Origin of the sequence: Micromonospora sp. CA-248089, from assembly GCF_050948515.1 — a bacterium.
Taxonomy (GTDB): Bacteria; Actinomycetota; Actinomycetes; order Mycobacteriales; family Micromonosporaceae; genus Micromonospora.
Map to the genome: position 1 here is coordinate 947,209 of NZ_CP192016.1, position 25,250 is coordinate 972,458.

Consider the following 25,250-nt stretch of genomic DNA (forward strand, 5'->3'; position numbering starts at 1 on the left):
GCGGGCGGGAAATGTCACCCCGTGGGCGGTCGGCGGTGGTGCCGGAACGCCACGGCCGCCGCGGCCTCGACCGCCGGCAGCAGGGCGTGCGCCCAGACCCGGTAGCCGTCTGCGGACGGGTGGAAGCCGTCGTGGCAGAGCGTGCCCGCGTCCGCGCGGAACACCGGACCGGTCTCGGTGCCCAGGTCGACCACGGTGCCCCCGGCGTCCAGCACGGCCGCCGTCTGGGCCCGCGCCATCCGCCGCCCGGACCAGCCGAGCACCTGACGCAGCGGTGTGGCAACCGCGCGTACCGCCCCGAGATCGGGACACGTGCCCACCACGACCTCGACGTGTGCCTCCCGCAGCCGGCGTACCGCCGAGCCGAGGTAGGCCGCCGCGTCACCGGGCCGGGCCATCGCCGTGGCGTCGTTCGCCCCGATCAGCACCACCGCCACGTCCGGCCGCTCGCCCAGCAGTGCCCGGGCCACCTGGGTCGCCAGGTCGGTGGCGCGCGAGCCGGAGACCCCGACGCTGGACAGCTGCACCCGGCGGCCGGTCGGCCCCTCGGCGAGCAGGTTCGCGAGCTGACCGCCGATGGTGTCCTCGAACCGGTCCACGCCCACGCCGAGCGCCGACGAGTCACCGAGCAGCACCAGCCGCAGCGGCGGCGCGTCCGCACGGCCGACCGTCGCGCGCAGCACCAGACCCAGCTCGGGCTGGGCGTACTCGCGGGTGCGGGCGGCGATGGCCTGGCCGGCGAGGACAGCCGCGCCACCCACCGTGCCGGCCAGCAGCGACAGGGCCGCGGCCCGGCCCCACCGGGCCACCTCGTTCCGCTCGCTCATGCCGTCACTCCGCTTCGCTCCGTGCCGCCATGAGGCACCTCCGCGCTGAGCTGGCCGATTCGCTCGCTGCGCTCGCTCATGCCGTTCCCTCCAGCGTTGCCGAGTCGGCGGCGCTGCCGGTCGGTGGCACCGCGCCGACGCCGAAGAAGGCCCGCCGGCGAAGCTGCGCCCACCGTCCGCCCGGCCCGCGGTCGCGACCCCGGAGCTGGGCGCCGCTGACCTCCGTGCCGGCGTGCCGGGCCGCCTGGTGGGCGGCCTCCGGGAGCGACCGTACGCCTTCGACGCCGGGCAGGACAGGCCTGCGTTCCGGGACCGCGCCCAGCGCGGACAGCACGGTGGGCAGCAACGCCGCCGCGGCTATCGCGTACCCCTCGGCGGAGGGGTGGAACCGGTCCCAGGCGAACATCCGGGCGGGCTCGGCGGCGAACCGCGGCCCGAGCATGTCGCCGAGCGAGACGGCACGGCCGCCGGCCTCGACCACGCCCACCGTCTGCGCGGCGGCGAGCTGGCGGCTCCAGCGCCGGGCCAGCCAGCGCAGCGGCGGCTGGATCGGCCGGATGGTGCCCAGGTCGGGACAGGTGCCGACGACCACCTCACAGCCGGCCGCCCGCAGCGTGCGGACCGCGTCGGTCAGGTAGCGCACCGCCACCGAGAACGGCGTGCGGTTGGTGACGTCGTTGCCGCCGACCAGGATCACCGCCACGTCCGGCTCGACCTCCAGGGCGGACTCGATCTGCGGCTTCAGCCCGGACGACAGCGCGCCGACCACGGCGAACCGGTGCAGCCGGACCGGCCGGTGCAGGCGGCGGGACAGCCCGGTGGCCAGCAGCGAGCCCGGTGTCTCGCGGCGCCTGTGCACGCCGTAGCCGGCCGCTGAGGAGTCGCCCAGGATCACCATGGTGACCGGTGGGCCGGGAAGTTTCGCGCCGTAGACGCCGTCGCAGCGGGGTGGCGGGGCCTGCGCCATCGGGATGGTGCGGCGGGCCTGCCGGGCCTGGCCGAGCAGCACCCCGCCGGTGGCGGCGGTGGCCGCCACCGTGGCGCCCGTGCCGATCGCCGCGAGGCGGGCGATCTGCCGGGCGCGCTGCCGGCGGACCGGCGCGACGGAACCAGCGTCCCCCATGAACCGACAGTATCGCGCCGGTACGACCACTGCTGTCCGTGATCGGATGGCTGGGCGGTGCCCGGATTGGGTACCGATGGGGCAGCGGGCGCGGGCTTGCCACCGGGCCTCACCATGGTCGAGCGGAGAGGGGCGACATCATGGGGAAGACGTTGAAGCGCAGCGCCGCGTTCGCCGCGCTGGCCCGGGCGCTGGCGGCGGGCACGCGGGGCGGGCCGTCGCTCGGTGCCCGGCTGGCGGCGCTGCCGAGGATGATCCGGGCGACCACCCGGGGCGAGTACGACGGCGGTCTGCGCCTGGCGCTGATGGCCGGGGCGACGGCGTACATCGTCTCCCCGATCGACCTGCTGCCGGAGATCCCGCTGGCGATCTTCGGCTTGGCCGACGACGCGGTCATGGTGACCTGGCTGGCGGGCAGCGTGCTCGCCGAGACCGAGCGTTTCCTGGAGTGGGAGGCACGTCGCAGCTCCGTCATCCCCGGGCATGTGGTGCCCTGACGCCACGTACGCTGGTCGGCGAACTGACGGCTGACCGACCGCCCCACGACGGCGGCGCGACGAAGGGCACAACGAGGTGCAGTACTACGACAACGTCGTCGAGCTGATCGGCAACACCCCGCTGGTACGCCTGCGCAACGTCACCGAGGGCATCCAGGCCACCGTGCTGGCGAAGGTGGAGTACGTGAACCCGGGCGGCTCGGTCAAGGACCGGATCGCGATGCGCATGGTGGAGGACGCCGAGAAGGCGGGCATCCTGCGGCCGGGCGGCACGATCGTGGAGCCGACCAGCGGCAACACGGGCGTCGGGCTGGCCCTGGTGGCCCAGCTCAAGGGCTACCGGTGCGTCTTCGTCTGCCCGGACAAGGTCAGCCAGGACAAGCAGGACGTGCTGCGCGCGTACGGGGCCGAGGTGGTGGTCTGCCCGACCGCCGTCGCGCCGGAGGACCCGCGCTCCTACTACAACGTCTCCGACCGGCTGGCCCGGGAGATCCCCGGCGCGTGGAAGCCCAACCAGTACAGCAACCCGGCCAACCCGCGCTCGCACTACGAGACCACCGGCCCGGAGCTGTGGAAGCAGACCGAGGGCAAGATCACCCACTTCGTGGCGGGCGTCGGCACCGGCGGCACCATCTCCGGCATCGGCCGCTACCTCAAGGAGGCGTCCGAGGGCCGGGTGAAGGTGATCGGCGCGGACCCGGAGGGCTCGGTCTACTCCGGCGGCACCGGCCGGCCGTACCTGGTCGAGGGCGTCGGTGAGGACTTCTGGCCGGAGACGTACGACCGGAAGATCGCCGACGAGATCGTCGAGGTGTCGGACAAGGAGTCCTTCGAGATGACCCGCCGGCTGGCCCGCGAGGAGGGTCTGCTGGTCGGCGGCTCCTGCGGCATGGCCGTGGTGGGTGCGCTGGAGGTGGCCCGCAAGGCCGGCCCGGACGACGTGATCGTGGTGCTGCTGCCGGACGGCGGCCGGGGCTACCTGTCGAAGATCTTCAACGACAAGTGGATGGCCCGGTACGGCTTCCTGGACGACTCGGGCACCGAGCCGACCGTCGCCGACGCGCTCGCCGGCAAGCCCGGTGGCCTGCCCGAGCTGGTGCACGTGCACCCGACCGAGACGGTCCGCGACGCGATCGACTACATGCGCGAGTACGGCGTCTCGCAGCTCCCGGTGCTGAAGGCCGAGCCGCCGGTGGTGACCGGTGAGGTGGCCGGTTCGATCGCGGAGAAGGACCTGCTCGACGCCCTGTTCACCGGCCAGGCCCACCTGCACGACACGATCGAGCGGCACATGGGCGAGCCGCTGCCGATGATCGGCGGCGGCCAGCCGGTGAGCGAGGCGGTCGGGCTGCTGGAGAAGGCCGACGCCGCGCTGGTGCTGGTCGACGGCAAGCCCAAGGGCGTGCTGACCCGGCAGGACCTGCTCGCCCACCTGGGCGCCCGCTGACCCTGCTTGTAAGGAAGGGCCCCTTGTTAACACCGGGTGTTAACAAGGGGCCCTTCCTCTACCGGAGGCGTTAATAAGGGGCCCTTCCTTACACCCGGCGGGCGTAGCGGAGCTGGGGGACGAGCACCGCACCGATGTGCTCGTCCCGCTGCTCACCGGTCGCGGTCCAGCCGCCGCGCTCGTAGAACCGGCGCGCGTGGGCGTTGTCCCGCAGCACCCATAGCACCGCGCGCGTCCATCCCCGGGCCCGCATCGCGTCCAGCGCGTCCACCATCAGCGCCCGCCCGGTGCCCCGGCCCCGCTCGGACGGCTCCAGGTGGATCGCGTTCAGCAGCCCGGTCGCCGGGTCGCCCTCGTCGTCCGGCCCGAGGTAGCTGAACCCCACCAGCCGCCCGTCCCGCTCGGCCACTGTCATCCGGTGGTCGGCGCCCTCCCAGGTCAGCCGCTCCACCCAGTAGCGGCCCATCGCCTCCGGCGTCGGGTCGGCGAGCGCCTCGGGCGGGAGGAACGACGAGTACGCCGCCACCCGGGAGCGCTGGTGCAGGGCGCCGACCGCCATCAGGTCGGCCTCGGTCGCGGAACGTAGGGAGATCGTCACCCGGGCGACGGTACCCGCCGGGGCGGCACCGGAACCGTGAGCAGATCCTCGGCGATCACCAGATCACCGGTGAAGTGCTCGCGGGCCTCGTCGTGGAAGCGGCGCGGGTCGGCGTACCGCTGGGAGAAGTGGGTGAGCACGAGCGTGCGTACCCCCGACTCGGCCGCCACCCGCGCGGCCTGGCCGGCGGTGAGGTGCCCGACCTCGGCGGCGAGCGCCGCCTCCGACTCCAGGAACGTCGACTCGATCACCAGCAGGTCAGCGTGCTCGGCCAGCGCGTACACGCCGTCGCAGAGCCCGGTGTCCATCACGAACGCGAACCGCTGCCCCGGCCGGGTCACGCTCACCTCGTCGCGGGTGACGCGGCGCCCGTCGCGGTCCAGGTGGCCGTCGCGCAGCAGCCGCCCCACGTCCGGACCGGCGATGCCGTACGCGGCCAGCCGCTCCGGCAGCATCCGGCAGCCGTCCGGCTCGACCAGGCGGTACCCGTACGTCTCGATCGGGTGCCGCAGCCGGCGGGCCTCAAGCGTGCCGATGCCCAGCGTGATCCGCTGCCCGTCGGTGTCGATCGGCTCGACGGCGAGTTCGGCGGTCTCGTAGAAGCTGGAGGCGTGGCGCAGCCGGGCGAAGTACTCGGCGCCGCCGGCCGGAAAGTGCACCGCCACCGGGCGCGGTACGCGGTCCAGCGAGAGGCGCTGGATCGTGCCGGGCAGGCCGAGGCAGTGATCGCCGTGGAAGTGGGTGACGCAGATCCGGGTCAGGTCGGTGGCGGTGATCCCGGTGTGCAGCATCTGCCGCTGGCTGCCCTCGCCCGGGTCGAAGAGGATCACCTCGTCGTCCCAGCGCAGCAGGTAGCCGTTGTGGTTGCGCTGCCGGGTCGGGGCCTGGCTGGCCGTACCGAGCACCACCAGCTCACGCATGGACACGGCATCCTCCGGAAGGCAGAAGGCAAAAAGCGACCCCCGGGGCTTCCGCGCTCGCGCGCGGGCCGGCTGGACTGGGCCGGCACCCCGGGGGTCGGGTGGCTGTCGTGGTTTCGCCGCACCGCTGCCACACGGTCTCGACGATCCTGCAGGTGCCCGCCTCGCGGCGGGCGAGTTTTCACTGTCGAGGACAGCGGCTAGCGGACAGCCACCTCACGAGTCCGATTGCTATACAAGTCTGGACCACCTCCTTTCCCGTGTACCGCCACGCTATCCACTACGCGGCGGCCACGGCAACGGATTTCGATCACAGGCCCCGGTCAGTCCAGGCCGATCGGGCCCTCGCGCGGGCCCTCCTCGTTCGCCGGCTGCACGGCGAGCGACGGGAAGTCGGCCAGGTCGCCCTCCGGCTCGGCGTCCCACTCGGGGAAGACCAGCGGACTCTGCAGGTAGAGGCAGAGCAGCTGGGTGAGCTGGTGCAGGCCGTCGAGGTGGGTGCGCTCGTGGCCGTGGGTGGCGTCCACGCCGAACCCGAGCAGCGCCACCCGGGCGTGCGCGCCGGCCTCGACCGCGGCGGCCACGTCCGAGCGGTAGTAGTCGAACACGTCCCGGACCAGGTCGACGCCGTGCTCCTTGGCGATCGAGGCGAGGTTGCGGGTCAGGTGGTAGTCGAACGGGCCGACCCCGTCGCCCATCGCCAGCGTGGCGGCGGTCTCCCGGGACTGCTGGCCCGGCGCGACCACCGCCGCGTCCACCGAGACGATCTCCGCGACGTCCGGGTCCAGCCCGTGGCTGGCGCCGTGGCCGATCTCCTCGGTGACGGTGACCAGCAGGTGTGCGGTGACCGCCGGGGTGATCCCGGCGTCGACCATCGCCTTGAACGCGGTCAGCACCGCCGCCACGCCCGCCTTGTCGTCCAGGTGCCGGGACTTGACGTACCCGTTCGGGGTGATCGTGGGGTTGGGCAGGAACGCGACGAAGTCCCCGGCGTCGATGCCGAGCGCCCGCAGCCCGGCCTCGTCGTGCACCGGCTCGTCCACCCGCACCTCGACCAGTTCCCAGCCGACGCCCTGAAGGTCGACTGCCTCGTTGTAGCGGTGGCCGCTCGCCTTCAGCGGCAGCACCTGGCCGGTGACGACCCGCTCCAGGTCGTCGGTGAAGATCCGCACGTGGGCGCCCTCGGCGAAGCGGGCGCTGTGCGTACCGATCGGGTTGACCTCCAGCCGCCCGTTCTCCTTGAGCCGCTTCACCATGCCGCCGATGGTGTCGGTGTGCACCACGATCGCCCGGTCGGCGCCGGTCTCCCGGGGACCGGGCAGGCAGGCGCTCAGCGCCCCGCGACGGGTCAGCGTGGAGCTGATCCCGATCGCGGAGAGCCGCTCGCCGACGTACTGCTGGATGTGGTCGGTGCGCCCCGACGGGCTGGGGATCTCCAGCAGCTCCACCAGCACCTGGCGGAGGTAGTCGAGGTCGAGCTTGAGCGGTTGGGGCTTGCGTGCGGTCATGCCCCAGAGCTTGCCGCACCGGCCGGCGACCAGAGTCGCTGCGGTGCCCGGGTACCCGGGAAGAGCAGGTCGACGAAACGCTCGGCGGTGGGCTGCGGCTCGTGGTTGGCCAGTCCGGGCCGCTCGTTCGCCTCGATGAACACGTGTTCCGGCTGGTCCGGGGCGGGAACCAGCAGGTCCAGCCCGGTGACCGGGATGTCCAGCGCCCGGCTCGCGGTGACGCACGCCTCGGCGATCGCCGGGTGCAGCTCGGCGGTCACGTCGTGGATCGTGCCGCCGGTGTGCAGGTTGGCCGTCCGGCGGACCGCGAGCACCTCGCCCTCCGGGAGCACGTCGTGCATCCGGTACCCGGCCTCCGCCACCACCTCGCGGGTCATGTCGTCGACCGGGATGCGGGACTCACCGCCGGTGGCGGCGGCCCGGCGGCGGCTCTGCCGCTCGATCAGCTCGGTGATGTCGTGCACCCCGTCGCCGGTGATCTGCGCCGGGCGGCGGACCGCGGCGGCGACCACCTCGTGGTCGATCACCACGACCCGCAGGTCCTCGCCCGCGCGCAGTTCCTCGATCAGCACGTCCGGGCAGAACCGGCGGGCCAGCTCGACGGCCGCGGTCAGGGCCTCCGGCGTACGCACGCCGACGGTGATGCCGTTGCCCTGCTCGCCCCGCGCCGGCTTGACCACCACCGGGCCCACGTCGTTCAGGAACGCGACGTCGTCGGGCTCGCCGGTGGCCGTGCGGCCGCGCGGCACCGACAGCCCCGCCTCGGTGAGGATGCGCCGGGTCACCCGCTTGTCGTCGCAGCGGCTCATCGCCACCGCCGAGGTCAGCTCCGACAGCGACTCGCGGGTGTGGATGGTCCGGCCGCCGGTGGTCAGCTTCAGCTCACCCCAGTTCGGGTCGGTCACCTCGACCCGGATGCCGCGGCGCATCGCCTCGTCCGCGACGATCTTCGCGTACGGGTTCAGCTCGTCGTACCCCTCGGGCATGGCGGGCAGGAACAGGCGCTCGTTGATCGGGTTCTTCCGCTTCACGCAGAGCGTGCCGGTGCGGTGGAAGCCGAGGCGCTCGTACAGCCGGATCGCGCCCGCGTTCTCGGCCAGCACGGACAGGTCCACGAACGCCCGGCCACGCCCGTCGAGCCGGTCGGCGAGCGCGGTGAGCAGCGCCTGCCCGGTGCCGGGCGGGGCGGTGTTGAAGTCCACCGTCAGGCACCACAGGCTGGCGCCGTTCTCCGGGTCGCCGAACACCGCGACGTGGTCCACTCCGGTGATGGTGCCGACCACCTCACCGGTGGCGTCCTCGGCCACCAGGTGCAGGAACCGGTCCGTGCCGGCGTTGTCCACCAGCACCTCGACCGGGGCGGTGACCATGCCGTTGCGCGCGTAGATCCGGTTCACCGCCTCGGCGTCGGCGGCGTCGCGCAGCGGCCGGACGGTCAGCCCGGGCACGTCACCACCCTCGGTGGCGGCGGGCCGCTTCGCGCCCAGCGGCAGCCGGTACGTCAGCGACGGGTCGATGAACAGCTCGTCCGGCAGGCGGGACACCAGCACGTGCGGATCGCGCAGGTAGATGCAGATGTCCCGGGCGCCGACCGCCTCGGAGCGCAGCACGTCGGCCACGTGCACCTGGTCGTCGAACGTCTGCCCGAACACGAGCCGGCCCCAGCCGCAGTCCAGCACCACGCCCGAGGCGTCGGTGGACGCGGTCTCCGGCCGCCGCGGCTCCGGCGTACCCGGTGCGATCGGGTCACCGCCCGGGCCGGTGCGTTCCCGGCGCCGGCCCAGCACCCGTTCCCGGTCGGTACGCGCCGTTCCGGTGGCGAGGGTGTCGGTCACGGTCAGTCGATTCCGTGGCTCTGGAGCCACATTTCCAGGAGTCCCAGTTGCCACAGCTTGTTTCCGTTCAACGGGGTCAGTTCGGCATTCGGGTCGGCGAGCAGCGCGTCGACGTAGTCGGCGCGGAACAGGTCACGTCGGCGCGCCTCCGGGGCGGTGAGCGCGTCGCGTACCCGGTCGAGGAGCTTGCCCTCCAGGTGGGTGAGGCCGGGCACCGGGAAGTAGCCCTTGGGGCGGTCGATGACCTCGTGCGGCAGGACCCGGCGACCGATCTCCTTGAGCACGCCCTTGCCGCCCTGGGCCAGCTTCAGCTCCGGCGGGCAGCTCGCGGCCAGTTCGACGAACTCGTGGTCGAGGAACGGCACCCGGGCCTCCAGCCCGTGCGCCATGGTCATGTTGTCGACCCGCTTCACCGGGTCGTCGGTCAGCATGACCTGGGTGTCGATCCGCAGGCCGGCGTCGACGGCGGTCTGCGCGCCCGCGCGGCCCAGGTGCGCGGCCACGAACTCCCGCGCCGGGTCGCCGTCGGCCAGCCACGCCGGGTTGAGCACCCGGGCCAGTCCGGCCGCGTCGCGGTCGAAGAACGCCTTCGCGTACGTCTCGAGCGCCTGCTCCCGGTCCACGCCGGCGAGCGGTGGGTACCAGTGGTAGCCGCCCAGGATCTCGTCCGCGCCCTGGCCCGACTGGACCACCTTGACGTGCTTCGCGACCTCCTGGCTGAGCAGCCAGAACGCGACGCAGTCATGGCTGACCATGGGCTCGCTCATGGCCCCGACGGCGGCCTCCAGCGGCGGCAGCAGGTCACCGGTGGGCACCCGGATCTGGTGGTGATCGGTGCCGAACGTCTTCGCCACCAGGTCGGAGTAGACGAACTCGTCGCCCTCCCGGCCGCCGACCGCGTCGAAGCCGATGGAGAACGTGGCCAGGCCGGACTGCGCCTGCCCCTCGCCGGCCAGCAGCGCGACGACCAGGCTGGAGTCGAGGCCGCCGGAGAGCAGCACGCCCACCGGGACGTCGGCCACCATGCGGCGGCGTACGGCCGTGGTCAGCGAGTCGAGCAGCGCGTCCTGCCAGTCCCGCTCGGACCAGCCGGCCCGCTCGGCGGCACGGCCGAAGGTCGGGTCCCAGTACACCCGCTCGTGGGTGGAGCCGTCCGCCTCGTACACCCGGACCGTGGCCGGCGGCAGCTTGGTGACGCCGGCGAGGATGGTGCGCGGCGGCGGCACGATGCTGTGGAAGCTCAGGTAGTGGGCGAGCGCCACCCGGTCGATGGTGGTGTCGATGCCGCCACCGGCGAGCAGCGCCGGCAGGGTGGAGGCGAACCGCACCACGCCGGGGCTCTCGGCCAGGTAGAGCGGCTTGATGCCGAGGCGGTCCCGGGCCAGCACCAGGCGGCCGGTGTCGCGCTCGCTGATCGCGACCGCGAACATGCCGATCAGGTGGTCGACGAAGTCGAGCCCCCACTCGGCGTACGCCTTGACCACTACTTCGCTGTCGCCGGACGAGAAGAAGCGGTGGCCCTTGGCCTGCAGCTCGGCGCGCAGTTCCCGGTAGTTGTAGATGCAGCCGTTGAAGACGCCGGTCAGTCCGGCGGCGGCGTCAACGATGGGTTGGCCGCTCGCCGCGGACAGGTCGATGATCTTCAGGCGCCGGTGTCCCAGCGCTGTCGGGCCCTGCGACCAGACGCCGCTGTCGTCGGGCCCTCGGTCACTCATCGTGGCCGCCATCCGCTCCACGGCCGAGACATCGGCGCGTGAACCGTCACGGCGGAACTCTCCCGCAAGTCCGCACATACGAGCCAATGCTGCCAGAGCATGTTGCAGTTCGCCTGTTGAGACGATGACGAACGTGTGACAGCTTGCTACGATGCGCCGTCACGCAGGGTGGGTGCCTGTCACGCCTGCTGTTCCTGCCGCACTCCACCAGATCTCCGGATTCGGCACCCGCGAGGGTGTGAGGAATGCCGCAGCGTGTTACTTCTGAAGTAGTATTGATGTCATGTCGATGCCCCTGGAATCGGTGCCGTTCTCCGAGTTGCTGCGCCAGCCCACGGAAACCGCGGAACGACTGGCCCGTACCCGGGCACTGCGGCTGCGTCGCCGGGACGCCGCCGACCTGGTGCTGATGTCCGCCGAACGGGCTGAGGCCGAAGGGGCGGTGGTCGATCTGACCGCGCGGCTGCTGGCCGGCCTGGCGCGGCGAGAGCCGGCCCTGGTCCGGGAGACGCTCCCGACCGTGCTGCCCTGGATGCGGTTTCTCCCGCAGGGGGACGCCGAGCAGATGACCGATGAGTTCATCGCCACGGCCGAGGCCGCAGCCGCTGTCGGCAGCACCGCGGCGGTGTCCCAGCTGCTCGCGGAATGGCGGCACACCGCCGAGGTGCACGCCGATCCCGACCTGCATCGGATCCTGTCCGCGCCCAGCGCCGACGACTTCGGGCCGGTCACGCGCCCGACCGGCGAGTGAGCGCGAAGCGCGGCGACCGCGCTGCCCCGCCACCCCGACCCGGTGGGTACACCCTGCGTTTCGCCACCAATGACGCGGCCAAGGGCTGGGAGGAGCTGTGTCGGCAGGCTGCGTCGAACACCCGCGGCGCGTTCGACGCGATCGAGGCGCACCCGTGCCCGTCTCCGCCGACCAGCCGCCAGCACCCCCTCAAGGGCTCCCTCGCCACCGCGGTGCACAACGGGCGGTCACTGCCGCAGTGGCAGTACGAGGTCACCGCCGGCGGCCGCATCTGGTACCTGGTCGACGACCAGACCCGAACCTGCTGGATCAAGCACGCCGCAACCGGCCATCCCCGAGCCACCGATTGACAGTGGCGCGTTCGGGCCCTCGTCCCTGAGGGACGAGGGCCCGAGTGGGGCAGTGCTCCGTCTGACTACGCGGTGCGGGCCACGCCGACCGGGCAGCTCAGCCCGTTCGGTCCGTGGTTGCAGTAGCCGTTCGGGTTCTTCGTCGGAGCCAGGTACTGCTGGTGGTAGTCCTCGGCGAAGTAGTAGTCGCCGAGCGGGGCGATCTCGGTGGTGATCTCACCCTTGCCGGCCCGGGCCACGATCGGCGCGAACGCGTCCCGCGACGCCTTCGCGACGGCGGCCTGCTCGTCGGTGGTGGTGTAGATCGCCGAGCGGTACTGGGTGCCCACGTCGTTGCCCTGGCGCATGCCCTGGGTCGGGTCGTGGTTCTCCCAGAAGACCTTGAGCAGGTCCTCGTAGGCGATCTTCGACGGGTCGTAGACCACCTGGACCACCTCGGCGTGCCCGGTCATACCCGAGCAGACCTCCTCGTACGTCGGGTTGGTGGTGTACCCGCCCGCGTACCCGGCCGACGTGGTGATCACGCCGGGGAGGGTCCAGAACAGCCGCTCGGCACCCCAGAAGCAGCCCATGCCGAAGACGGCGACCTGCGCGCCCTCGGGGAACGGGCCCTTCAGCGTCGACGGCAGCACCTCGTGCCGGTCGGCGATCGGCATCGCGATCGGACGGCCCGGCAGGGCCTGGTCAGGAGAGATCATTTCGGCCTTCATGCGGCGGAGGAACACGGTGGGACTCCTCTCTTGGCTTTCCCAGCGTGTGCAACAGCGTCGCCCCCCGGTTCCTTACCCGCCCACGCCGGTGTCAGGCCAGCGCCGCCGAGATCCGCCCGGCGAACTCCGTCGCCTCGGCGTCGTCGGCGTACCGGGTACGCGGCCAGAAGAAGCCGCGCAGGCCGTCGCCCTTGGTCCGGGGCACCACGTGGGTGTGCAGGTGCGCAACCGACTGGGACACCCGGTTGTTCATCGCCACGAACGTCCCGCCGGAGCCCAGACCGGACTCCACGGCCACGGCGATGCGCTGCACCAGCCGGAAGTAGCCGGGCAGCACGTCGGCCGGCAGGTCGGACAGGGTGACCAGATGGGTGCGGGGCACCACCAGCACGTGTCCCTTGAACACCGGCCGGGTGTCGAGGAACGCGACCCCGTCCGGCTCGTCGGTCACCCGGAAGGCCGGCACCTCGCCCGCCACGATCCCGCAGAACACGCACCCGCTCATCCGCCCACCCTAGGCCCGGCCCGCCCACCCCACCTCCGGGCGAGCGTTGATCATGAGGTTGGCTGCGACAAATCGGACCCCAACCACCGTCAACCTCATGATCGACGAGAAGGCCGGCCGTTGGTCAGGCGCGGTCGAGGTAGGCGTCCCAGTCGTCTTCGGGGATGCCGGTCGGGCCGGTCTCGCCGTTGGCGAGGCGAGCCCGGATGTCCGCCTCCCATCGCAGCGCCCATCCGCGCAACTCGTCGACCTGCTGCTCGGTGAGTCCGTACGAACGGAATGTCCGGCTGTCCCGCTCCGTCACACCACCCAGCCGGTCGGCCATTTCGTCCAACGAGAAGCCGGCGGTGTGCCGGGCGCCGAGGTGCTCCAGCTCCGACCAGGTGAGCCGCTCTGAGGCCGCGCGGACGTCGATGTAGTCCCGGTGCGCGGCACGGTCGTGCAGCGCCCGGACCTTCAGCCCGACCGCATCCTCGAAGGCCAGCACCGGGCCCAGCGCCATGCGGGCGGGCGGCGCGAGCGCCTCTTTGAGCAGGTCGACCTCGCACGAGGAGGTGTCGTCCGAGATCAGCAGGCGAGCCATGCGCGGCGTCGACTCGATGATCCGAGCGGAGAACCCGGCCGCGACGTAGGCGGCGGCGAGGCGATCCGTCACTGCGTCGAGCGGCAGCGCGGCGGCCGTGGCGAAGTCGATGTCCTGGGAGGGGCGGTCGACCAGGTCGTGGGCGCACATGGCATAGCCGCCGGCGAGCATCAACCCCAGGTCGTCACCAGCAGCGAAACCGATCTCCAGCAGGCGACGGTGCAGCGCGTCCATCACCCGGCGACGAGATCGGGCAGTTGCCGCTCCCAGAGCCGGATCACCCGGCGTGCGGTCAAGCGCCGGATACGTGGCCAGTCCTGGCGGAGCAGCCCGGCGTCGACGTACCTGATGATGTCGTCCCGCTGGCCGCAGTCCAGCAGGAGGCAGTAGAGGGTCAGCCGCTCACCGGGGTCACCCACGTCATAGTCGGCGGGGCCCGACCAGGCGAGGCGCACGGGCAAGCTGACCCGCCCCGACCGCGGGCCGCTCAGGAGACCCAGCGAGGCCGGGATCCGGTCGGCGACGCCGTGCAGGCGAGAGGGGAGCGCCTCGGTCGTACTCACCGGACCAGTATGGCCGACCGCCCCGACACCTTCGCGGTTGTGACTCGCGCCGGGTTGCCGGGAGCGGGACCGGGCGGGGGACTAACGTCTGCGGCATGAGGCACGGCTTCGAGACACTCGCCATCCACGCCGGTCAGGACCCGGAGGCCCGCACCGGTGCGGTGATCCCTCCGATCTACCAGACCAGCACCTACGCCCAGGACGCCGTCGGCGCGCCCCGCGAGGGCTACGAGTACAGCCGCTCGGGCAACCCGACGCGCGACGCGCTGCAGGAGTGCCTGGCCGCGCTGGAGGGCGGCCCGGTGGCGCTCGCCTTCGCCAGCGGCCTGGCCGCCGAGGACACGCTGCTGCGGACCGTCTGCAAGCCGGGCGACCACGTGGTGATCCCGGACGACGCGTACGGCGGGACGTACCGGCTGTTCGCCAAGGTGGCCGAGCGCTGGGGCCTGGCGTACACCCCGGCGAAGGTCTCCGACCCGGACGCCGTGCGGGCGGCGATCCGCCCGGGCACCACCAAGATCGTGTGGGTGGAGACGCCGACCAACCCGCTGCTCGGCGTCGCCGACATCGCGGCGCTCGCCGCCGTGGCGCACGACGCCGGGGCGCTGCTGGTGGTCGACAACACGTTCGCCTCGCCGTACCTCCAGCAGCCGATCGCGTTCGGCGCGGACGTCGTGGTCCACTCCACCACCAAGTACGTCGGCGGGCACTCCGACGTGGTCGGCGGCGCGCTGGTCGCGGCGGACCGGGCGCTCGGCGAGGAGCTGCGCTACCACCAGAACGCGATGGGCGCGGTCAACGGCCCGTTCGACGCCTGGCTCACCCTGCGCGGCATCAAGACCCTCGGGGTACGGATGGACCGGCACTGCGACAACGCCGAGCGGATCGCGGCCTACCTGGACGGACACGCCAAGGTCGCCCAGGTCATCTACCCGGGCCTGCCGTCGCACCCCGGCCACGAGGTGGCCGCCAAGCAGATGCGCCGGTTCGGCGGCATGATCTCGTTCCGCGCGGCGGGCGGCGAGGAGCACGCCGTCCAGATCTGCAACCGGGCGCGGTTGTTCGTGCTCGCCGAGTCGCTGGGCGGCGTGGAGTCCCTGATCGAGCACCCGGGCCGGATGACACACGCGAGCGCTGCGGGCTCCCCGCTTGAAGTTCCCGGCGATCTCGTGCGACTGTCTGTCGGCATCGAGACGGTCGACGACCTGCTCGCCGATCTGGAGCAGGCCCTGGGCTGACCGCTGGTTGGGGAGGGTGGCAGTGCCGGACATCTTGCCGACGACCTGGGTCGGGACGACCGCGAAACAGATCGCCCGGGCGGTACGCCGTGGCGACGTCTCCGCCACCCAGGTGGTGGCCGACCACCTGGACCACGTCGCCCGGGTCGACGCCGAGCTGGCCGCGTTCCGCACGGTACGCGGCGGCGAGGCGATCACCGAGGCGGAGAAGGTCGACGAGCAGGAGGAACTGGCGAACCTGCCGCTCGCCGGGGTGCCGGTGGCGGTCAAGGAGAACACGCCGGTGGCCGGCCTGCCCACCTGGAACGGGTCGGCCGCGATGCGTACCGAGGTGGCGGAGGCCGACCACGAGGTGGTCCGGCGGCTGCGCGGCGCGGGCGCCGTCATCCTCGGCGTGACCCGGATGCCGGAGCTGGGCCTGTGGGCCCTCACCGACGACGACACCGGGGTGACCCGCAACCCGTGGGACAAGGCGCGTACCCCGGGTGGCTCGTCCGGCGGCGCGGCCGCCGCGGTGGCCGCCGGGCTGGTGCCGATGGCCCACGGCAACGACGGTCTCGGGTCGATCCGCATCCCGGCGGCCTGCTGCGGCCTGGTCGGGCTCAAGCCCGGCCGGGGCGTGGTGCCCTGCCAGCTCGGCGCGGACGACTGGTTCGGCCTCACCGAGCACGGCATGCTCACCAGCACCGTCGCCGACGCGGCGGTCGGCTTCTCGGTGCTGGCCGGGCGCCGGCCGGACAAGCTGGTCCCGCCGGAGCGGCTGCGGGTGGGTGTCTCGCTGCGCTCGCCGGTGCGCGGCGTCTCGCCGGACGCGCCGAACCGGGACGCGGTCGCCGCCGCCGGCCGGCTGCTCGCCGCCGCCGGGCACGACACCGTGCCCGCCGACCCGGTCTACCCGACCCGGCTCGGCCTCCAGGGCATCGCCACGTGGTTCGCGGCCGCCGCCGCCGACGTGCGCGCCGCCGGGGTGGCGCCGCGCCGGCTCCAGCGACGCAGCCGCCGGCACGTCACGCTCGGCGAGTGGGCACAACGCCGGGGGTACGTGCGGGAGGCCGACCGGGCCGCCTGGCGCGAACGGTCGGTGCACTTCTTCGCGGACAACTCGATCGACCTGCTGCTCACCCCGGCGCTGGCCGGGCCGCCGCCGGAGGCCGCCGGGTGGTCCGGCCGCTCCTGGCTGGCGAACATGTCGACGAACATCAGGTACGCCCCGTACGCGGCGCCGTGGAACATCGCCGGGTTGCCGTCGATCGTGGTGCCGGTCGGCCGCCGCCCGGACGGGCTGCCGGTGGGCGTGCAGTTCGTCGGGCCGCCCGGCTCGGAACTGCTGCTGCTCGGTGTGGCCGGCCAGTTCGAGATGCAGGCGCCCTGGGCACGGCACGCCCCCGGCTATCCCCGCGTCGGAACGGGGTCGCCGGCCACCGCGTGATCGTCTAGCGTGTGCGCACTCCTGTCGCGCACACCATCTCGGACGGTCCCCGATGAACTGCCAGACCTGCGGGGACCCCACGTCCCCGGCCCATGAGGAGTGCCTGCGCTGCGGCACCCGCGTCGGTCAGCCCGCCGTGAGCCCCGGCATGCCCACGTACGGCGTACGCGGGCTGGGCACCGCCGGTTGCGTCGCGGTCGGCGCGACAGTGCTGTGCTACCTGCTGACGGCGCTGTTCCCGCTGCTCGGCGCCCGGCTGGCCCGCTCGGCCGCCGAGCAGCTCGACCGGGACGTGCTGCTGGGCGCGGTGCTGGCCGAGGTGCTGTTCTCGCTGCCGTACCTGCTCGCCATCCTGACCGCCGGGACGCTCGTGGTGATCTGGACGTGGCGGGCGCGCAAGAACCTGGACGCCTTCCCGGGCGCGGTGCCGAACCTCGGCCCGGCGTGGGCGATCGCCGGGTGGCTGGTGCCGTTCGCCAACCTCGTCGTACCGGCCCGGGTGCTCGGCGACCTGCTCCGCAACAGCGTGTGGCAGCGCCGCCAGTCGTGGCTGGTCGGGGTGTGGTGGGCGAGCTGGCTGGTGTTCCTGATCGGCGACCGGTTCGTCGCGCGGGCCGAGCAGCAGCGGTACGACCGGCTGACCGAGCTGCCCCGCAACGACGCGGAGTTCGGCACGTACGTGCGTTACTACGAGGAGGCGCTCGCGCCCCGGCTGGTGCCGGCGGTGGCCTGCCTGGTCGCCGGGATCGCGTTCGTCGTGCTGGTCCGCCGGATCTCCGCCGCCCAGCAGGACCGGCTCGCCCGCGCCGTGCCGGTGTGGCCCGGCCAGTCCGCCTGGCCCGGTCATCCCGTCCGGCCCGGCCAGTCCGCCTGGCCCGGTCAACCGGGCCGGCCCGCGCCCGCCGCGCCGATGCCGGTTGCGCCGACGTCGCCGCAGGTTCCGCCCGCCCCGGGTGGCACGATCGGGGCATGACGGAACTGGTCGGTCTCGCCGACGTACAGGCCGCGCGGGAACTGCTCGCCGGTGTCACCCGTACCACCCCGCTGGAGCCGTCCCGGCCGCTCAGCGCCGCGCTCGGCGGGCCGGTCTGGCTCAAGTGCGAGAACCTTCAGCGCGCCGGGTCGTACAAGGTGCGTGGCGCGTACGTGCGGATCTCCCGGCTCTCGGCCGAGGAGCGGTCCCGCGGCGTGGTCGCGGCGAGCGCCGGCAACCACGCCCAGGGCGTGGCGCTGGCCGCCGGGCTGGTCGGCGCGCACGCCACCGTCTTCATGCCGGTGAACGCGCCGCTGCCGAAGGTCGCCGCCACGAAGGGGTACGGCGCGCAGGTCGAGCTGGTCGGCAACACGGTGGACGAGTCGCTGGTCGCGGCGCAGACCTTCGCCGAGCGGACCGGAGCGGTGTTCATCCACCCGTTCGACCACGCGGACGTCATCGCCGGGCAGGGCACCGTGGCGCTGGAGATCCTCGAACAGTGCCCGGACGTGCGCACCATCGTGACCGGGGTGGGCGGCGGCGGGCTGGTCTCGGGCATGGCGGTGGCGGCCAAGGCGCTGCGTCCCGACGTACGCGTGATCGGGGTCCAGGCGGCGAGCGCCGCCGCCTTCCCGCCCTCGCTGCGGGCCGGCGAGCCGCTGCGGCTGCCCTCGTTCGCGACGATCGCGGACGGGATCGCCGTCGGCCGTCCGGGCGAGCTGACCTTCACCCACGTCCGCAAGCTCGTGGACGACGTCGTCACGGTCTCCGAGGAGGACATCTCGCGGGCGCTGCTGACGCTGCTCGAGCGCGGTAAGCAGGTCGTCGAGCCGGCCGGCGCGGTGGGCGTCGCGGCGCTGCTGGCCGGCGCGGTCGAGGTGGACACGCCGGTGGTCGCGGTGCTCTCCGGGGGCAACATCGACCCGCTGCTCATGCTCCGGGTGATCGAGCACGGCCTGGCGGCGGCCGGCCGGTTCCTGCGGATCACCGTGCGCTGCACGGACCGGCCCGGCCAGCTCGCCTCGATGCTCGGCGAGATCGCCGAGCACCGGGCCAACGTGGTGGACGTGGTGCACCAGCGCGCCAACCCGCACCTGCGCCTCGGCGAGGTGGAGGTGGCCCTGTCCGTCGAGACCCGCGGGGTGGAGCACTCGGACACTCTGATCAGCGCGCTGCGGGCCAGCGGCTACCAGGTGGTCTTCACCGGCGAGGGCTGAGCCCCCGGCGGCACGCGACCGTCACAGCGGAACACGAACGCCCCGGCCGGATGATCCGGTCGGGGCGTTCGGGTGTGCGGCTCGGGTCCGAGGAGGGCCTGTCAGCCTCGGTCGGGTTCGGGACCCGAGCCATCCGGCGCGGGTCCGGAGGGGTCAGCCGCTGTACGGCTCGAAGGAGACGATGGTCACCTTGATATCGGCGCCGCTCGGAGCGGTGTAGGTGCAGGTCTGCCCCGCCTTGCCGCCGAGGATGGCCTTGCCGAGCGCGGACTCGGGGCTGTAGACCGTGAGGTCGGTGGTGGAGGCGATCTCCCGGGAGCCGAGCAGGAACGTCTCGCTGTCGTCGGCGTCGTCGTCGAAGTAGATCTTCACGACCATGCCCGGCGAGACCGCGTCGGTGTCCGGAGCCTCACCGACCTTGGCGGTGCGCAGCAGCTCCTTGAGGTAGAGAATGCGGCCCTCGGCCTTGCCCTGCTCCTCGCGGGCGGCGTGGTAGCCGCCGTTCTCCCGCAGGTCGCCCTCCTCGCGCCGGGCGTTGATCTCGGCGGCGATGACCGGCCGGTTGGCGATCAGCTCGTCGAGCTCGGCCTGCAGACGGTCGTAGGCGTCCTGGGACAGCCAGGTGGCGGGCGCCTCGTTTCCATTTGTGGACACAGGCGGTCTCCTCGGTTGGTGCGGACTGGCTGACAGGTGAACTTGCAAGGCTACCAGTGCCGTACGCGTCGAGGTGTGATCAATCACCCCGGGTGCCGGCGACGGGACCGGGGTGCGGTTGCCGGCGGCTCGCCGGCGCTCCGGCTCAGCCGGCCGGCCGGCAGCGCACCACCTCACCGATGAACGGCCGGGCGCTCGTGGGCACCTCCTGGCGGGTCCGGATGTGGCGCTGGCCCGGCTCCGCGGTCACCGTGGTCTCGGCGGTGCCCACCTGGGCGCCGTCGTGCGAGCGGGCCCGCAGCAGACAGGTGGCGGAACCGCCCGGCGGCACGGTGACCCGGAAGTCGACTGTCACGCGGGAGTCGGTGATGTCGGTGTAGCTGATCATCTCGCCCTGGTACTCCGGGTCGCCGTACTGGTAGTAGAGCTTCGCCGCGCCCAGCCCGAGGACGGCGAGCAGGACGGTCACCGTCAGGGCGAGCAGGACAGGCCGGCGGCGACCCGGCTCCCGGCGGCGGCCGTAGCGGCCCGGCGGGAAGACCGGCGCCTCCGCGGCGACTGTGGCGTGCGTCTCGCTCACCGGCGGGTATCTCCTGGCGTTGTTGTCGGCGGCATCGGCAAGAATGGCTAGGTCCATCTTCCCAGCCCGGCGCTGAGTCAAGGATGGCAGGTCGGCCTCGACCGGCGGGCGTGGCCCTGGCCACTCCGGTGGCGGGCTCCCCGGCCGGCCGTCACGGGGGCTTTCGCGGGCGCGGGGGGAGATTCCGGCAGGTCAGCCGCCCGGCCCGGGGGTCGGTCGGCGGGCACAGACGAGGAGCGCCGAAGGTGGCAGAACAGCTACGTCTCATGGCGGTGCACGCCCATCCCGACGACGAGTCGAGCAAGGGTGCCGCCACCATGGCGAAATACGTCGCCGAGGGGGTGGACGTCCTGGTCGTCACCGCCACCGGTGGTGAGCGGGGCAGTGTGCTCAACCCCAAGATGGACCGCCCCGACGTCTGGGCGAACATCGGTGACATCCGGCGCGCCGAGATGGACGCCGCCCGGGCCATCCTCGGCGTCGAGCAGGCGTGGCTCGGTTTCGTCGACTCCGGGCTGCCCGAGGGTGACCCGCTCCCGCCGCTGCCGGAGGGCTGTTTCGCCCTCCAGGACGTGGACGCCGCCGCCGCGCCGCTGGTGCGCCTGATGCGGCAGTTCCGCCCGCACGTCGTCACCACGTACGACGAGGAGGGCGGCTACCCGCACCCCGACCACATCATGACCCACAAGGTCACCGTCGCGGCGTTCGACGCGGCCGGTGACCCGGAGCGCCACCCCGAGCTGGGCGAGCCGTGGCAGCCGCTGAAGCTCTACTACGACGTGGGCTTCTCCCGCGCCAAGATCATGAGCCTGCACGAGGCGGTGCTCGCCGCCGGGCTCGAGTCGCCGTACGGCGAGTGGATGAAGCGCTGGGACGAGCGCCCCGACAAGGGCGCCCGGATCACCACCCGGGTCGAGTGCGCCGACTACTTCCCGGTCCGCGACGACGCGCTGCGCGCGCACGCCACCCAGATCGACCCGGACGGCTTCTGGTTCCAGGTGCCGATGGAGCTGCAGAAGCGCGCCTGGCCGACGGAGGACTTCCAACTCGCCCGGTCGCTGGTCGACAGCCCGCTGCCCGAGTCGGACCTGTTCGCGGGCGTACGTGAGGCGTGCCGTGCCCACTGACCCGGCCGGGGTCTACCCTGGTGCTCAGTCGCACATCGGAGGAACACCATGCTGACCACCGTCGAGGTGCTCGCGCAGAACAACTTCGGTGACACCCGTACGGGTGGTCTGGCCGGTCCGATGGGCCTCTTCCTCATCCTCGCGCTGGCCACCGTCACCGTCCTGCTGATCCGCAACATGAACGCCCGGCTGCGCCGGCTGCCCGACCGCTTCCCGCAGCAGGGCACCCCGGGCCGGGCCGATTCCGCAGTCGTCGATCCGACAGACGGGCTCGTCGAGCAGGATTCACCGACGAACGCCCCCAACGGGTCCCAGCAGCACCGGAACAGCTGAACACCGCGTGAATCACGCCGAAGCCGGTCGTCGCCCCCTGTTGCGACCACCGGCTTTGGCTTAGCCTTCCGCCGGGGGGACCGTCAGGCCCCGGACCCTGCGCGGAAGGGGACGCCGATGTCGACGACAGCACCGGCCCCCGACCATGCCCCGGCCCGACCCGTCGACGGGGCGGCCCCGTGACCACCGAGCCGGCCGACCGTTCCCCCGACCGGATCGGCCTGCGCGGGACACCGGTGGGCGTCGTCGTTCTCACCGTCGCGGTCGCGCTGACCGGTCTGCTGGCCGCCGCGCTCGGCCTCACCGTCCCGTCGCACCTGCCGGCCGACCAACCGCTGCCCGGTCCGGCGCGGTTCGGCATCGCCGTCGCCGCGTTCGCGGTGGCCCAGCTCGCCCGACTTCGCTTCCGTTCGGCCTCGGGCATGGTGAGCATCACCTGGGGCGAGGCGGCGCTGGTGGTCTGCCTCTGGCTGGTGCCGGCCGGCTGGCTCCCGGCCGCCGCCCTGCTCGGTGTGGGCACCGCCTGGACCGTGATGTCAGTGGTCTCCGACCGCCGTCCGGCGCTGGAACTGGTGGGGATCGCCGGTTCGCTCACCGCCGCCACCGCGCTCGCCGCGGCGGTGGCCACCGCGCTGGGCCCACCGCTGCTCGCCGCGCCCACCCCGGAGCTGGCGCTCACGCTCACCGCCGCCGCGGTGGCGTACCTGCTGACGACCGCCTTCCTGGGCGCCGTCACGCTCGCCCTGCGGCACGGCATCGCCATCGGGCCGCCGCTGCTCGCCGCGTTGCGCGGCAAGCTGCTGATGTTCGTCGGCAACGTGGCGGTCGGTCTGGTGGTCGTCGCGCTGCTCGAACTCGACCCGCGCTGGCTGCTGCTCCTGCCGCCGCCGCTGTGGTTGCTCCAGCAGACCTACCGCCACCGGCTCCGCGCCGACCAGGAGCGGCGCACCTGGCGGGCGTTCGCCGAGGCCACCGCCGCGCTCAACCAGCTCGACGAGCGCGGCGTGGCGACCGCCGCGGTGACCGGCGCGCTCACCCTGTTCGGCGCGGAACTGGTCGAGGTCGACGTGGCCCGGGGCGAGGGACGCTGGCGCCGCTACCGGGCCGATCGCGGCGGGCAGGTACGCGACCGGGAGGTGGAACCGTCGGCCGGTGCCGGGGCGGGGGAGCACGAACTGGTGCGACGCCTCGCGGTGGGATCGGCCGAGGTCGGCCGGCTGCGGGTGCGGTTCGCCCGGTCCGCGCCGCCGAGCGCGCGGGAACGCGACGGCGTGGCGGCCTTCGGGGACGCCCTGGCCGCCGCCCTGCACGACGCGGCAACGCACCGGGAGCTGCGCCTGGTCACCGCCCGCTCGTCGTACGACGCGGTGCACGACCAGCTCACCGGCCTGCTCAACCGGGCGGCGCTGCTGGCGAAGGGGGACCAGGCGCTGCGGCAGCGCGCGCACGACCACCCGGTGGCGCTGCTGCTGCTCGACGTGAACCAGTTCAAAGAGGTGAACGACACGCTCGGGCACTCGGCGGGCGACCAGCTGCTGCGGCTCACCTCCAACCGGCTCGCCGCGCTGACCCGGCCGGGCGACCTGCTCGGGCGCCTCGGGGGCGACGAGTTCGCCCTGCTGCTGACCTCGGTGCCGCTGATCGAGGACCGGGTGGCCCCGATGGCGTACGCGCTGCGCCAGGCCCGGGAGGTCGCCGAGCGCCTCGCCGCTCCGACCGAGGTGGCCGGGGTGCGGATGTCCGTCGAGGTGGCGGTGGGGGTGGTGGTCGCCGACGCGGGCGCGGCCGATCTGACCGAGCTGCTGCGGCGCGCCGACATCGCCATGTACCAGGCGAAAGAGGGCGGCGGCAGCGTCGCCGCGTACGACAGCTCTCGTGACGCGGCGAGCACCGACCACCTGGCGCTGCTCGCGGAGATGCGGGAGGCGCTGGCCGCCGACGACCAGCTGGTGCTGGCGTTGCAGCCGGCTGTCGATCTGGCCACCGGCGCGCCGACCGGGGTGGAGGCGCTGATCCGGTGGCGGCATCCGCGCCGGGGCTGGCTCGGGCCGGCCGACTTCATCCGGCCGGTGGAGAACAGCGAGCAGCTCGGCAGCTTCACCCGGTACGTGCTGGACAAGGCGCTGGCGGTGGCCGCCGGCTGGGCGCGGGACGGGCTGGACGTGCCGATCTCGGTGAACCTGTCCGCGCGCAGCCTGCTCGACCCGCGGCTGCCCGCCGAGATCGACGAGGCGCTGCGCCGTCATCAGGTGCCGCCGCACCGGCTGGTTCTGGAGATCACCGAGACGGTGGTGATGAGCGAGCTGGAGGTCATCGACGAGGTGCTGGCCACGCTGCGTGCCATGGGCGTGCAGCTCGCCGTGGACGACTTCGGCACCGGGTTCTCGTCGCTGACGTTCCTCACCCGGATCGCTGTCGACGAGCTGAAGGTGGACCGCTCGTTCGTGCTCCGGATGGCCGACTCGCCGGAGGCGGCGGCGATCGTCCGGACCACCGTCGGGCTGGCCCACGAGCTGGGGCTGCGGGTGGTGGCGGAGGGCGTGGAGACCGCCGAGCAGCGGACCGCGCTGGCCGAGCTGGGCTGCACCGCCGCCCAGGGTTACCACTTCTTCAAGCCGATGCCCGCCGACAAGATCGCCGCGGTGCTCGGGTCGCTGCGCGACGGCGCCCGGGGCAACGTTTTCCCGTTGCGTGCCGACGGCGCCTCCTGACCGGTCCGTCCGTCGTGGACGGGACAGCGGAGGGAGCCCGACCGGTCCTACGCTGCTGGTACGGCGGGCGCGACAGGCGTCCCCGCTGACGTCCACACGGGGAGGACGATGATGAGACGTTCCTGGAGACGGGTCCTGCTCGCCTCGGCCATGGCGCTGACCACCGGCGCCGCCGGCCTGGTCGTGTCCGCGCCGGCGCAGGCCCGGCCGGCGCAGTCCTGGTCGTTCGCCGTCACCGGCGAGCCGGGTGATCCGATCACCGCCGGCAACTCCTACTCGTACAGCTCCGCCGCACCGACGCCCGGCGACGAGATGAGCGCGTGGGGCGGCGAGCAGCGGCGGTTCGGGATGGAGTTCTGGAGCGACACCGACAACATCTGGCGCCTGGGCATCTCCGCCCCGGCCGGTCAGACGCTGAAGGCGGGTGACACCTACCAGAACGTCAGCCAGCCGGTCTACGGGAGCGACGCGGCCAGCCTGCAGCTCTACAACGGCGGTTGGGGACGCTCCTGCGCGCAGAGCACCGGCTCGTTCACGGTCCTGCACGCCGACTGGGGGCCGTTCGACTACGTCGAGCGCTTCGACGCCACCTTCGAGATCCGGTGTGAGGGCGCGGCCGGCGGCCTGCGCGGCGAGATCCACATCGGGAACCCGCCTCCGCTGCCGGCACTCGACGTCACGCTGACCGTCGACCCGGTGGCGACGGTGGACAACAAGGGCGTCGCCACCGTCCGCGGGTCGATCACCTGCACCCGGGCGGACTCCTTCTCCATCGCGGGCGAGTTGGTCCAGGAGCAGAAGAAGGCGGGCATGGTGCGTGGCTCCTTCTCACCCCACATCCCGTGCGTGCCGGGCCAGGTGGTGCCGTGGTCGGCCACCACCTACCCGGCCGACGTCAAGTTCCAGCGCGGCACCGCCCAGTCGGTCAGCGAGATCCTGGTCCGCGACTTCGAGTACTGGAACGAGTTCACCGTGCGGGACACCTCGACGCTCACCCTGACCCGTTGAGGCGCCGGCCGGGCCGGGGCGGCGGTTCCCGGCCCGGCCGCCGCACTC

At 73.0% G+C, this 25,250-nt stretch carries 25 protein-coding genes; 12 read left to right on the forward strand and 13 right to left on the reverse strand.

Annotated features, from left to right (window positions below; genetic code table 11):
* Positions 1-14: 14 nt before the first annotated feature.
* Together ACQP26_RS04745 and ACQP26_RS04750 are read right to left on the reverse strand one after the other, a co-directional pair.
* Positions 15-827 carry an SGNH/GDSL hydrolase family protein gene (locus tag ACQP26_RS04745; protein WP_433495039.1) on the reverse strand — a complete coding sequence of 271 codons (813 nt, stop codon included), beginning with the start codon at positions 825-827 and terminating at the stop codon, positions 15-17.
* Between the two features lie 76 nt (positions 828-903).
* Entirely contained in the window at positions 904-1,950 is a 1,047-nt protein-coding gene (locus ACQP26_RS04750; protein ID WP_433495040.1) for an SGNH/GDSL hydrolase family protein, read from the reverse strand.
* A gap of 140 nt (positions 1,951-2,090) precedes the next feature.
* Here ACQP26_RS04750 and ACQP26_RS04755 point away from each other — a divergent pair, with 140 nt between their 5' ends.
* Positions 2,091-2,447 carry a YkvA family protein gene (locus ACQP26_RS04755; protein WP_013474058.1) on the forward strand — a complete coding sequence of 119 codons (357 nt, stop codon included), beginning with the start codon at positions 2,091-2,093 and terminating at the stop codon, positions 2,445-2,447.
* A 76-nt stretch (positions 2,448-2,523) separates the two neighbouring features.
* Positions 2,524-3,894, forward strand: coding sequence for a cystathionine beta-synthase (locus tag ACQP26_RS04760; protein WP_210873750.1), 1,371 nt, complete (start codon positions 2,524-2,526; stop codon positions 3,892-3,894).
* Positions 3,895-3,982: 88 nt separating this feature from the next.
* Here the strand turns inward: ACQP26_RS04760 and ACQP26_RS04765 are convergent, their stop codons facing one another.
* From ACQP26_RS04765 to ACQP26_RS04785, 5 genes are all read right to left on the reverse strand, one after another.
* On the reverse strand, positions 3,983-4,492 hold the full coding sequence (locus ACQP26_RS04765) for an N-acetyltransferase family protein (RefSeq protein ID WP_433495041.1): 510 nt from the start codon (positions 4,490-4,492) through the stop codon (positions 3,983-3,985).
* Positions 4,489-5,418, reverse strand: coding sequence for a ribonuclease Z (locus ACQP26_RS04770; RefSeq protein ID WP_433495042.1), 930 nt, complete (start codon positions 5,416-5,418; stop codon positions 4,489-4,491). Before ACQP26_RS04770 ends, ACQP26_RS04765 begins: the two co-directional genes overlap by 4 nt.
* Positions 5,419-5,735: 317 nt before the next feature.
* Positions 5,736-6,920, reverse strand: a complete 1,185-nt coding sequence (locus tag ACQP26_RS04775; RefSeq protein WP_281578992.1) for an osmoprotectant NAGGN system M42 family peptidase — start codon at positions 6,918-6,920, stop codon at positions 5,736-5,738.
* Positions 6,917-8,755 carry an N-acetylglutaminylglutamine synthetase gene (gene ngg, locus ACQP26_RS04780; RefSeq protein WP_433495043.1) on the reverse strand — a complete coding sequence of 613 codons (1,839 nt, stop codon included), beginning with the start codon at positions 8,753-8,755 and terminating at the stop codon, positions 6,917-6,919. The genes ACQP26_RS04775 and ngg overlap by 4 nt, the downstream gene beginning before the upstream one ends.
* A gap of 2 nt (positions 8,756-8,757) precedes the next feature.
* Entirely contained in the window at positions 8,758-10,548 is a 1,791-nt protein-coding gene (locus ACQP26_RS04785; RefSeq protein ID WP_433495044.1) for an N-acetylglutaminylglutamine amidotransferase, read from the reverse strand.
* Positions 10,549-10,753: 205 nt separating this feature from the next.
* Here ACQP26_RS04785 and ACQP26_RS04790 point away from each other — a divergent pair, with 205 nt between their 5' ends.
* A complete protein-coding gene (locus tag ACQP26_RS04790; RefSeq protein ID WP_269702130.1) occupies positions 10,754-11,221 on the forward strand; it encodes a hypothetical protein in 468 nt (155 codons plus the stop codon).
* Entirely contained in the window at positions 11,218-11,571 is a 354-nt protein-coding gene (locus ACQP26_RS04795) for a hypothetical protein (RefSeq protein WP_433495045.1), read from the forward strand. Before ACQP26_RS04790 ends, ACQP26_RS04795 begins: the two co-directional genes overlap by 4 nt.
* A 65-nt stretch (positions 11,572-11,636) precedes the next feature.
* Here the strand turns inward: ACQP26_RS04795 and msrA are convergent, their stop codons facing one another.
* The 4 genes from msrA to ACQP26_RS04815 form a co-directional block, all read right to left on the reverse strand.
* Positions 11,637-12,296, reverse strand: a complete 660-nt coding sequence (msrA, locus tag ACQP26_RS04800) for a peptide-methionine (S)-S-oxide reductase MsrA (protein ID WP_269702128.1) — start codon at positions 12,294-12,296, stop codon at positions 11,637-11,639.
* 76 nt (positions 12,297-12,372) lie between these two features.
* Positions 12,373-12,786, reverse strand: coding sequence for an HIT family protein (locus ACQP26_RS04805; protein ID WP_269702127.1), 414 nt, complete (start codon positions 12,784-12,786; stop codon positions 12,373-12,375).
* Between the two features lie 124 nt (positions 12,787-12,910).
* A complete protein-coding gene (locus tag ACQP26_RS04810) occupies positions 12,911-13,603 on the reverse strand; it encodes a nucleotidyl transferase AbiEii/AbiGii toxin family protein (protein ID WP_269706913.1) in 693 nt (230 codons plus the stop codon).
* Positions 13,603-13,932 carry a hypothetical protein gene (locus tag ACQP26_RS04815; RefSeq protein ID WP_433495046.1) on the reverse strand — a complete coding sequence of 110 codons (330 nt, stop codon included), beginning with the start codon at positions 13,930-13,932 and terminating at the stop codon, positions 13,603-13,605. The genes ACQP26_RS04810 and ACQP26_RS04815 overlap by 1 nt, the downstream gene beginning before the upstream one ends.
* Positions 13,933-14,027: 95 nt before the next feature.
* On the opposite strand from ACQP26_RS04815, the gene ACQP26_RS04820 reads away from it, so the two are divergent.
* Genes ACQP26_RS04820 through ilvA form a run of 4 tightly spaced genes read left to right on the forward strand, consistent with a single transcriptional unit; the run spans position 14,028 to position 18,789 of the window.
* The gene (locus tag ACQP26_RS04820; RefSeq protein ID WP_433495047.1) at positions 14,028-15,170 is read left to right on the forward strand and encodes a cystathionine gamma-synthase; all 1,143 of its coding nucleotides are present in this window, start codon (positions 14,028-14,030) and stop codon (positions 15,168-15,170) included.
* Positions 15,171-15,186: 16 nt separating this feature from the next.
* Positions 15,187-16,599, forward strand: a complete 1,413-nt coding sequence (locus tag ACQP26_RS04825) for an amidase (protein ID WP_281578987.1) — start codon at positions 15,187-15,189, stop codon at positions 16,597-16,599.
* Between the two features lie 52 nt (positions 16,600-16,651).
* Positions 16,652-17,572, forward strand: a complete 921-nt coding sequence (locus ACQP26_RS04830) for a DUF4328 domain-containing protein (protein ID WP_433495048.1) — start codon at positions 16,652-16,654, stop codon at positions 17,570-17,572.
* Positions 17,569-18,789 (forward strand): threonine ammonia-lyase, encoded by a 1,221-nt coding sequence (ilvA, locus tag ACQP26_RS04835; RefSeq protein WP_269702122.1) that lies wholly within the window; start codon positions 17,569-17,571, stop codon positions 18,787-18,789. The genes ACQP26_RS04830 and ilvA overlap by 4 nt, the downstream gene beginning before the upstream one ends.
* A gap of 153 nt (positions 18,790-18,942) precedes the next feature.
* Here ilvA and greA read toward each other — a convergent pair whose 3' ends face one another.
* Both greA and ACQP26_RS04845 read right to left on the reverse strand, forming a co-directional pair.
* Positions 18,943-19,443 carry a transcription elongation factor GreA gene (greA, locus tag ACQP26_RS04840; protein ID WP_013284133.1) on the reverse strand — a complete coding sequence of 167 codons (501 nt, stop codon included), beginning with the start codon at positions 19,441-19,443 and terminating at the stop codon, positions 18,943-18,945.
* Between the two features lie 145 nt (positions 19,444-19,588).
* The gene (locus tag ACQP26_RS04845; protein ID WP_433495049.1) at positions 19,589-20,023 is read right to left on the reverse strand and encodes a DUF4307 domain-containing protein; all 435 of its coding nucleotides are present in this window, start codon (positions 20,021-20,023) and stop codon (positions 19,589-19,591) included.
* Between the two features lie 245 nt (positions 20,024-20,268).
* Here ACQP26_RS04845 and mca point away from each other — a divergent pair, with 245 nt between their 5' ends.
* From mca to ACQP26_RS04865, 4 genes are all read left to right on the forward strand, one after another.
* On the forward strand, positions 20,269-21,150 hold the full coding sequence (gene mca, locus ACQP26_RS04850; RefSeq protein ID WP_269702120.1) for a mycothiol conjugate amidase Mca: 882 nt from the start codon (positions 20,269-20,271) through the stop codon (positions 21,148-21,150).
* Positions 21,151-21,198: 48 nt separating this feature from the next.
* Complete coding sequence (locus tag ACQP26_RS04855) at positions 21,199-21,483, forward strand: hypothetical protein (RefSeq protein WP_269702119.1); 285 nt, start codon at positions 21,199-21,201, stop codon at positions 21,481-21,483.
* Between the two features lie 215 nt (positions 21,484-21,698).
* Positions 21,699-24,194, forward strand: coding sequence for a putative bifunctional diguanylate cyclase/phosphodiesterase (locus ACQP26_RS04860; protein WP_433496089.1), 2,496 nt, complete (start codon positions 21,699-21,701; stop codon positions 24,192-24,194).
* A gap of 111 nt (positions 24,195-24,305) precedes the next feature.
* Complete coding sequence (locus ACQP26_RS04865) at positions 24,306-25,202, forward strand: hypothetical protein (protein WP_269702118.1); 897 nt, start codon at positions 24,306-24,308, stop codon at positions 25,200-25,202.
* Positions 25,203-25,250 lie beyond the last annotated feature (48 nt).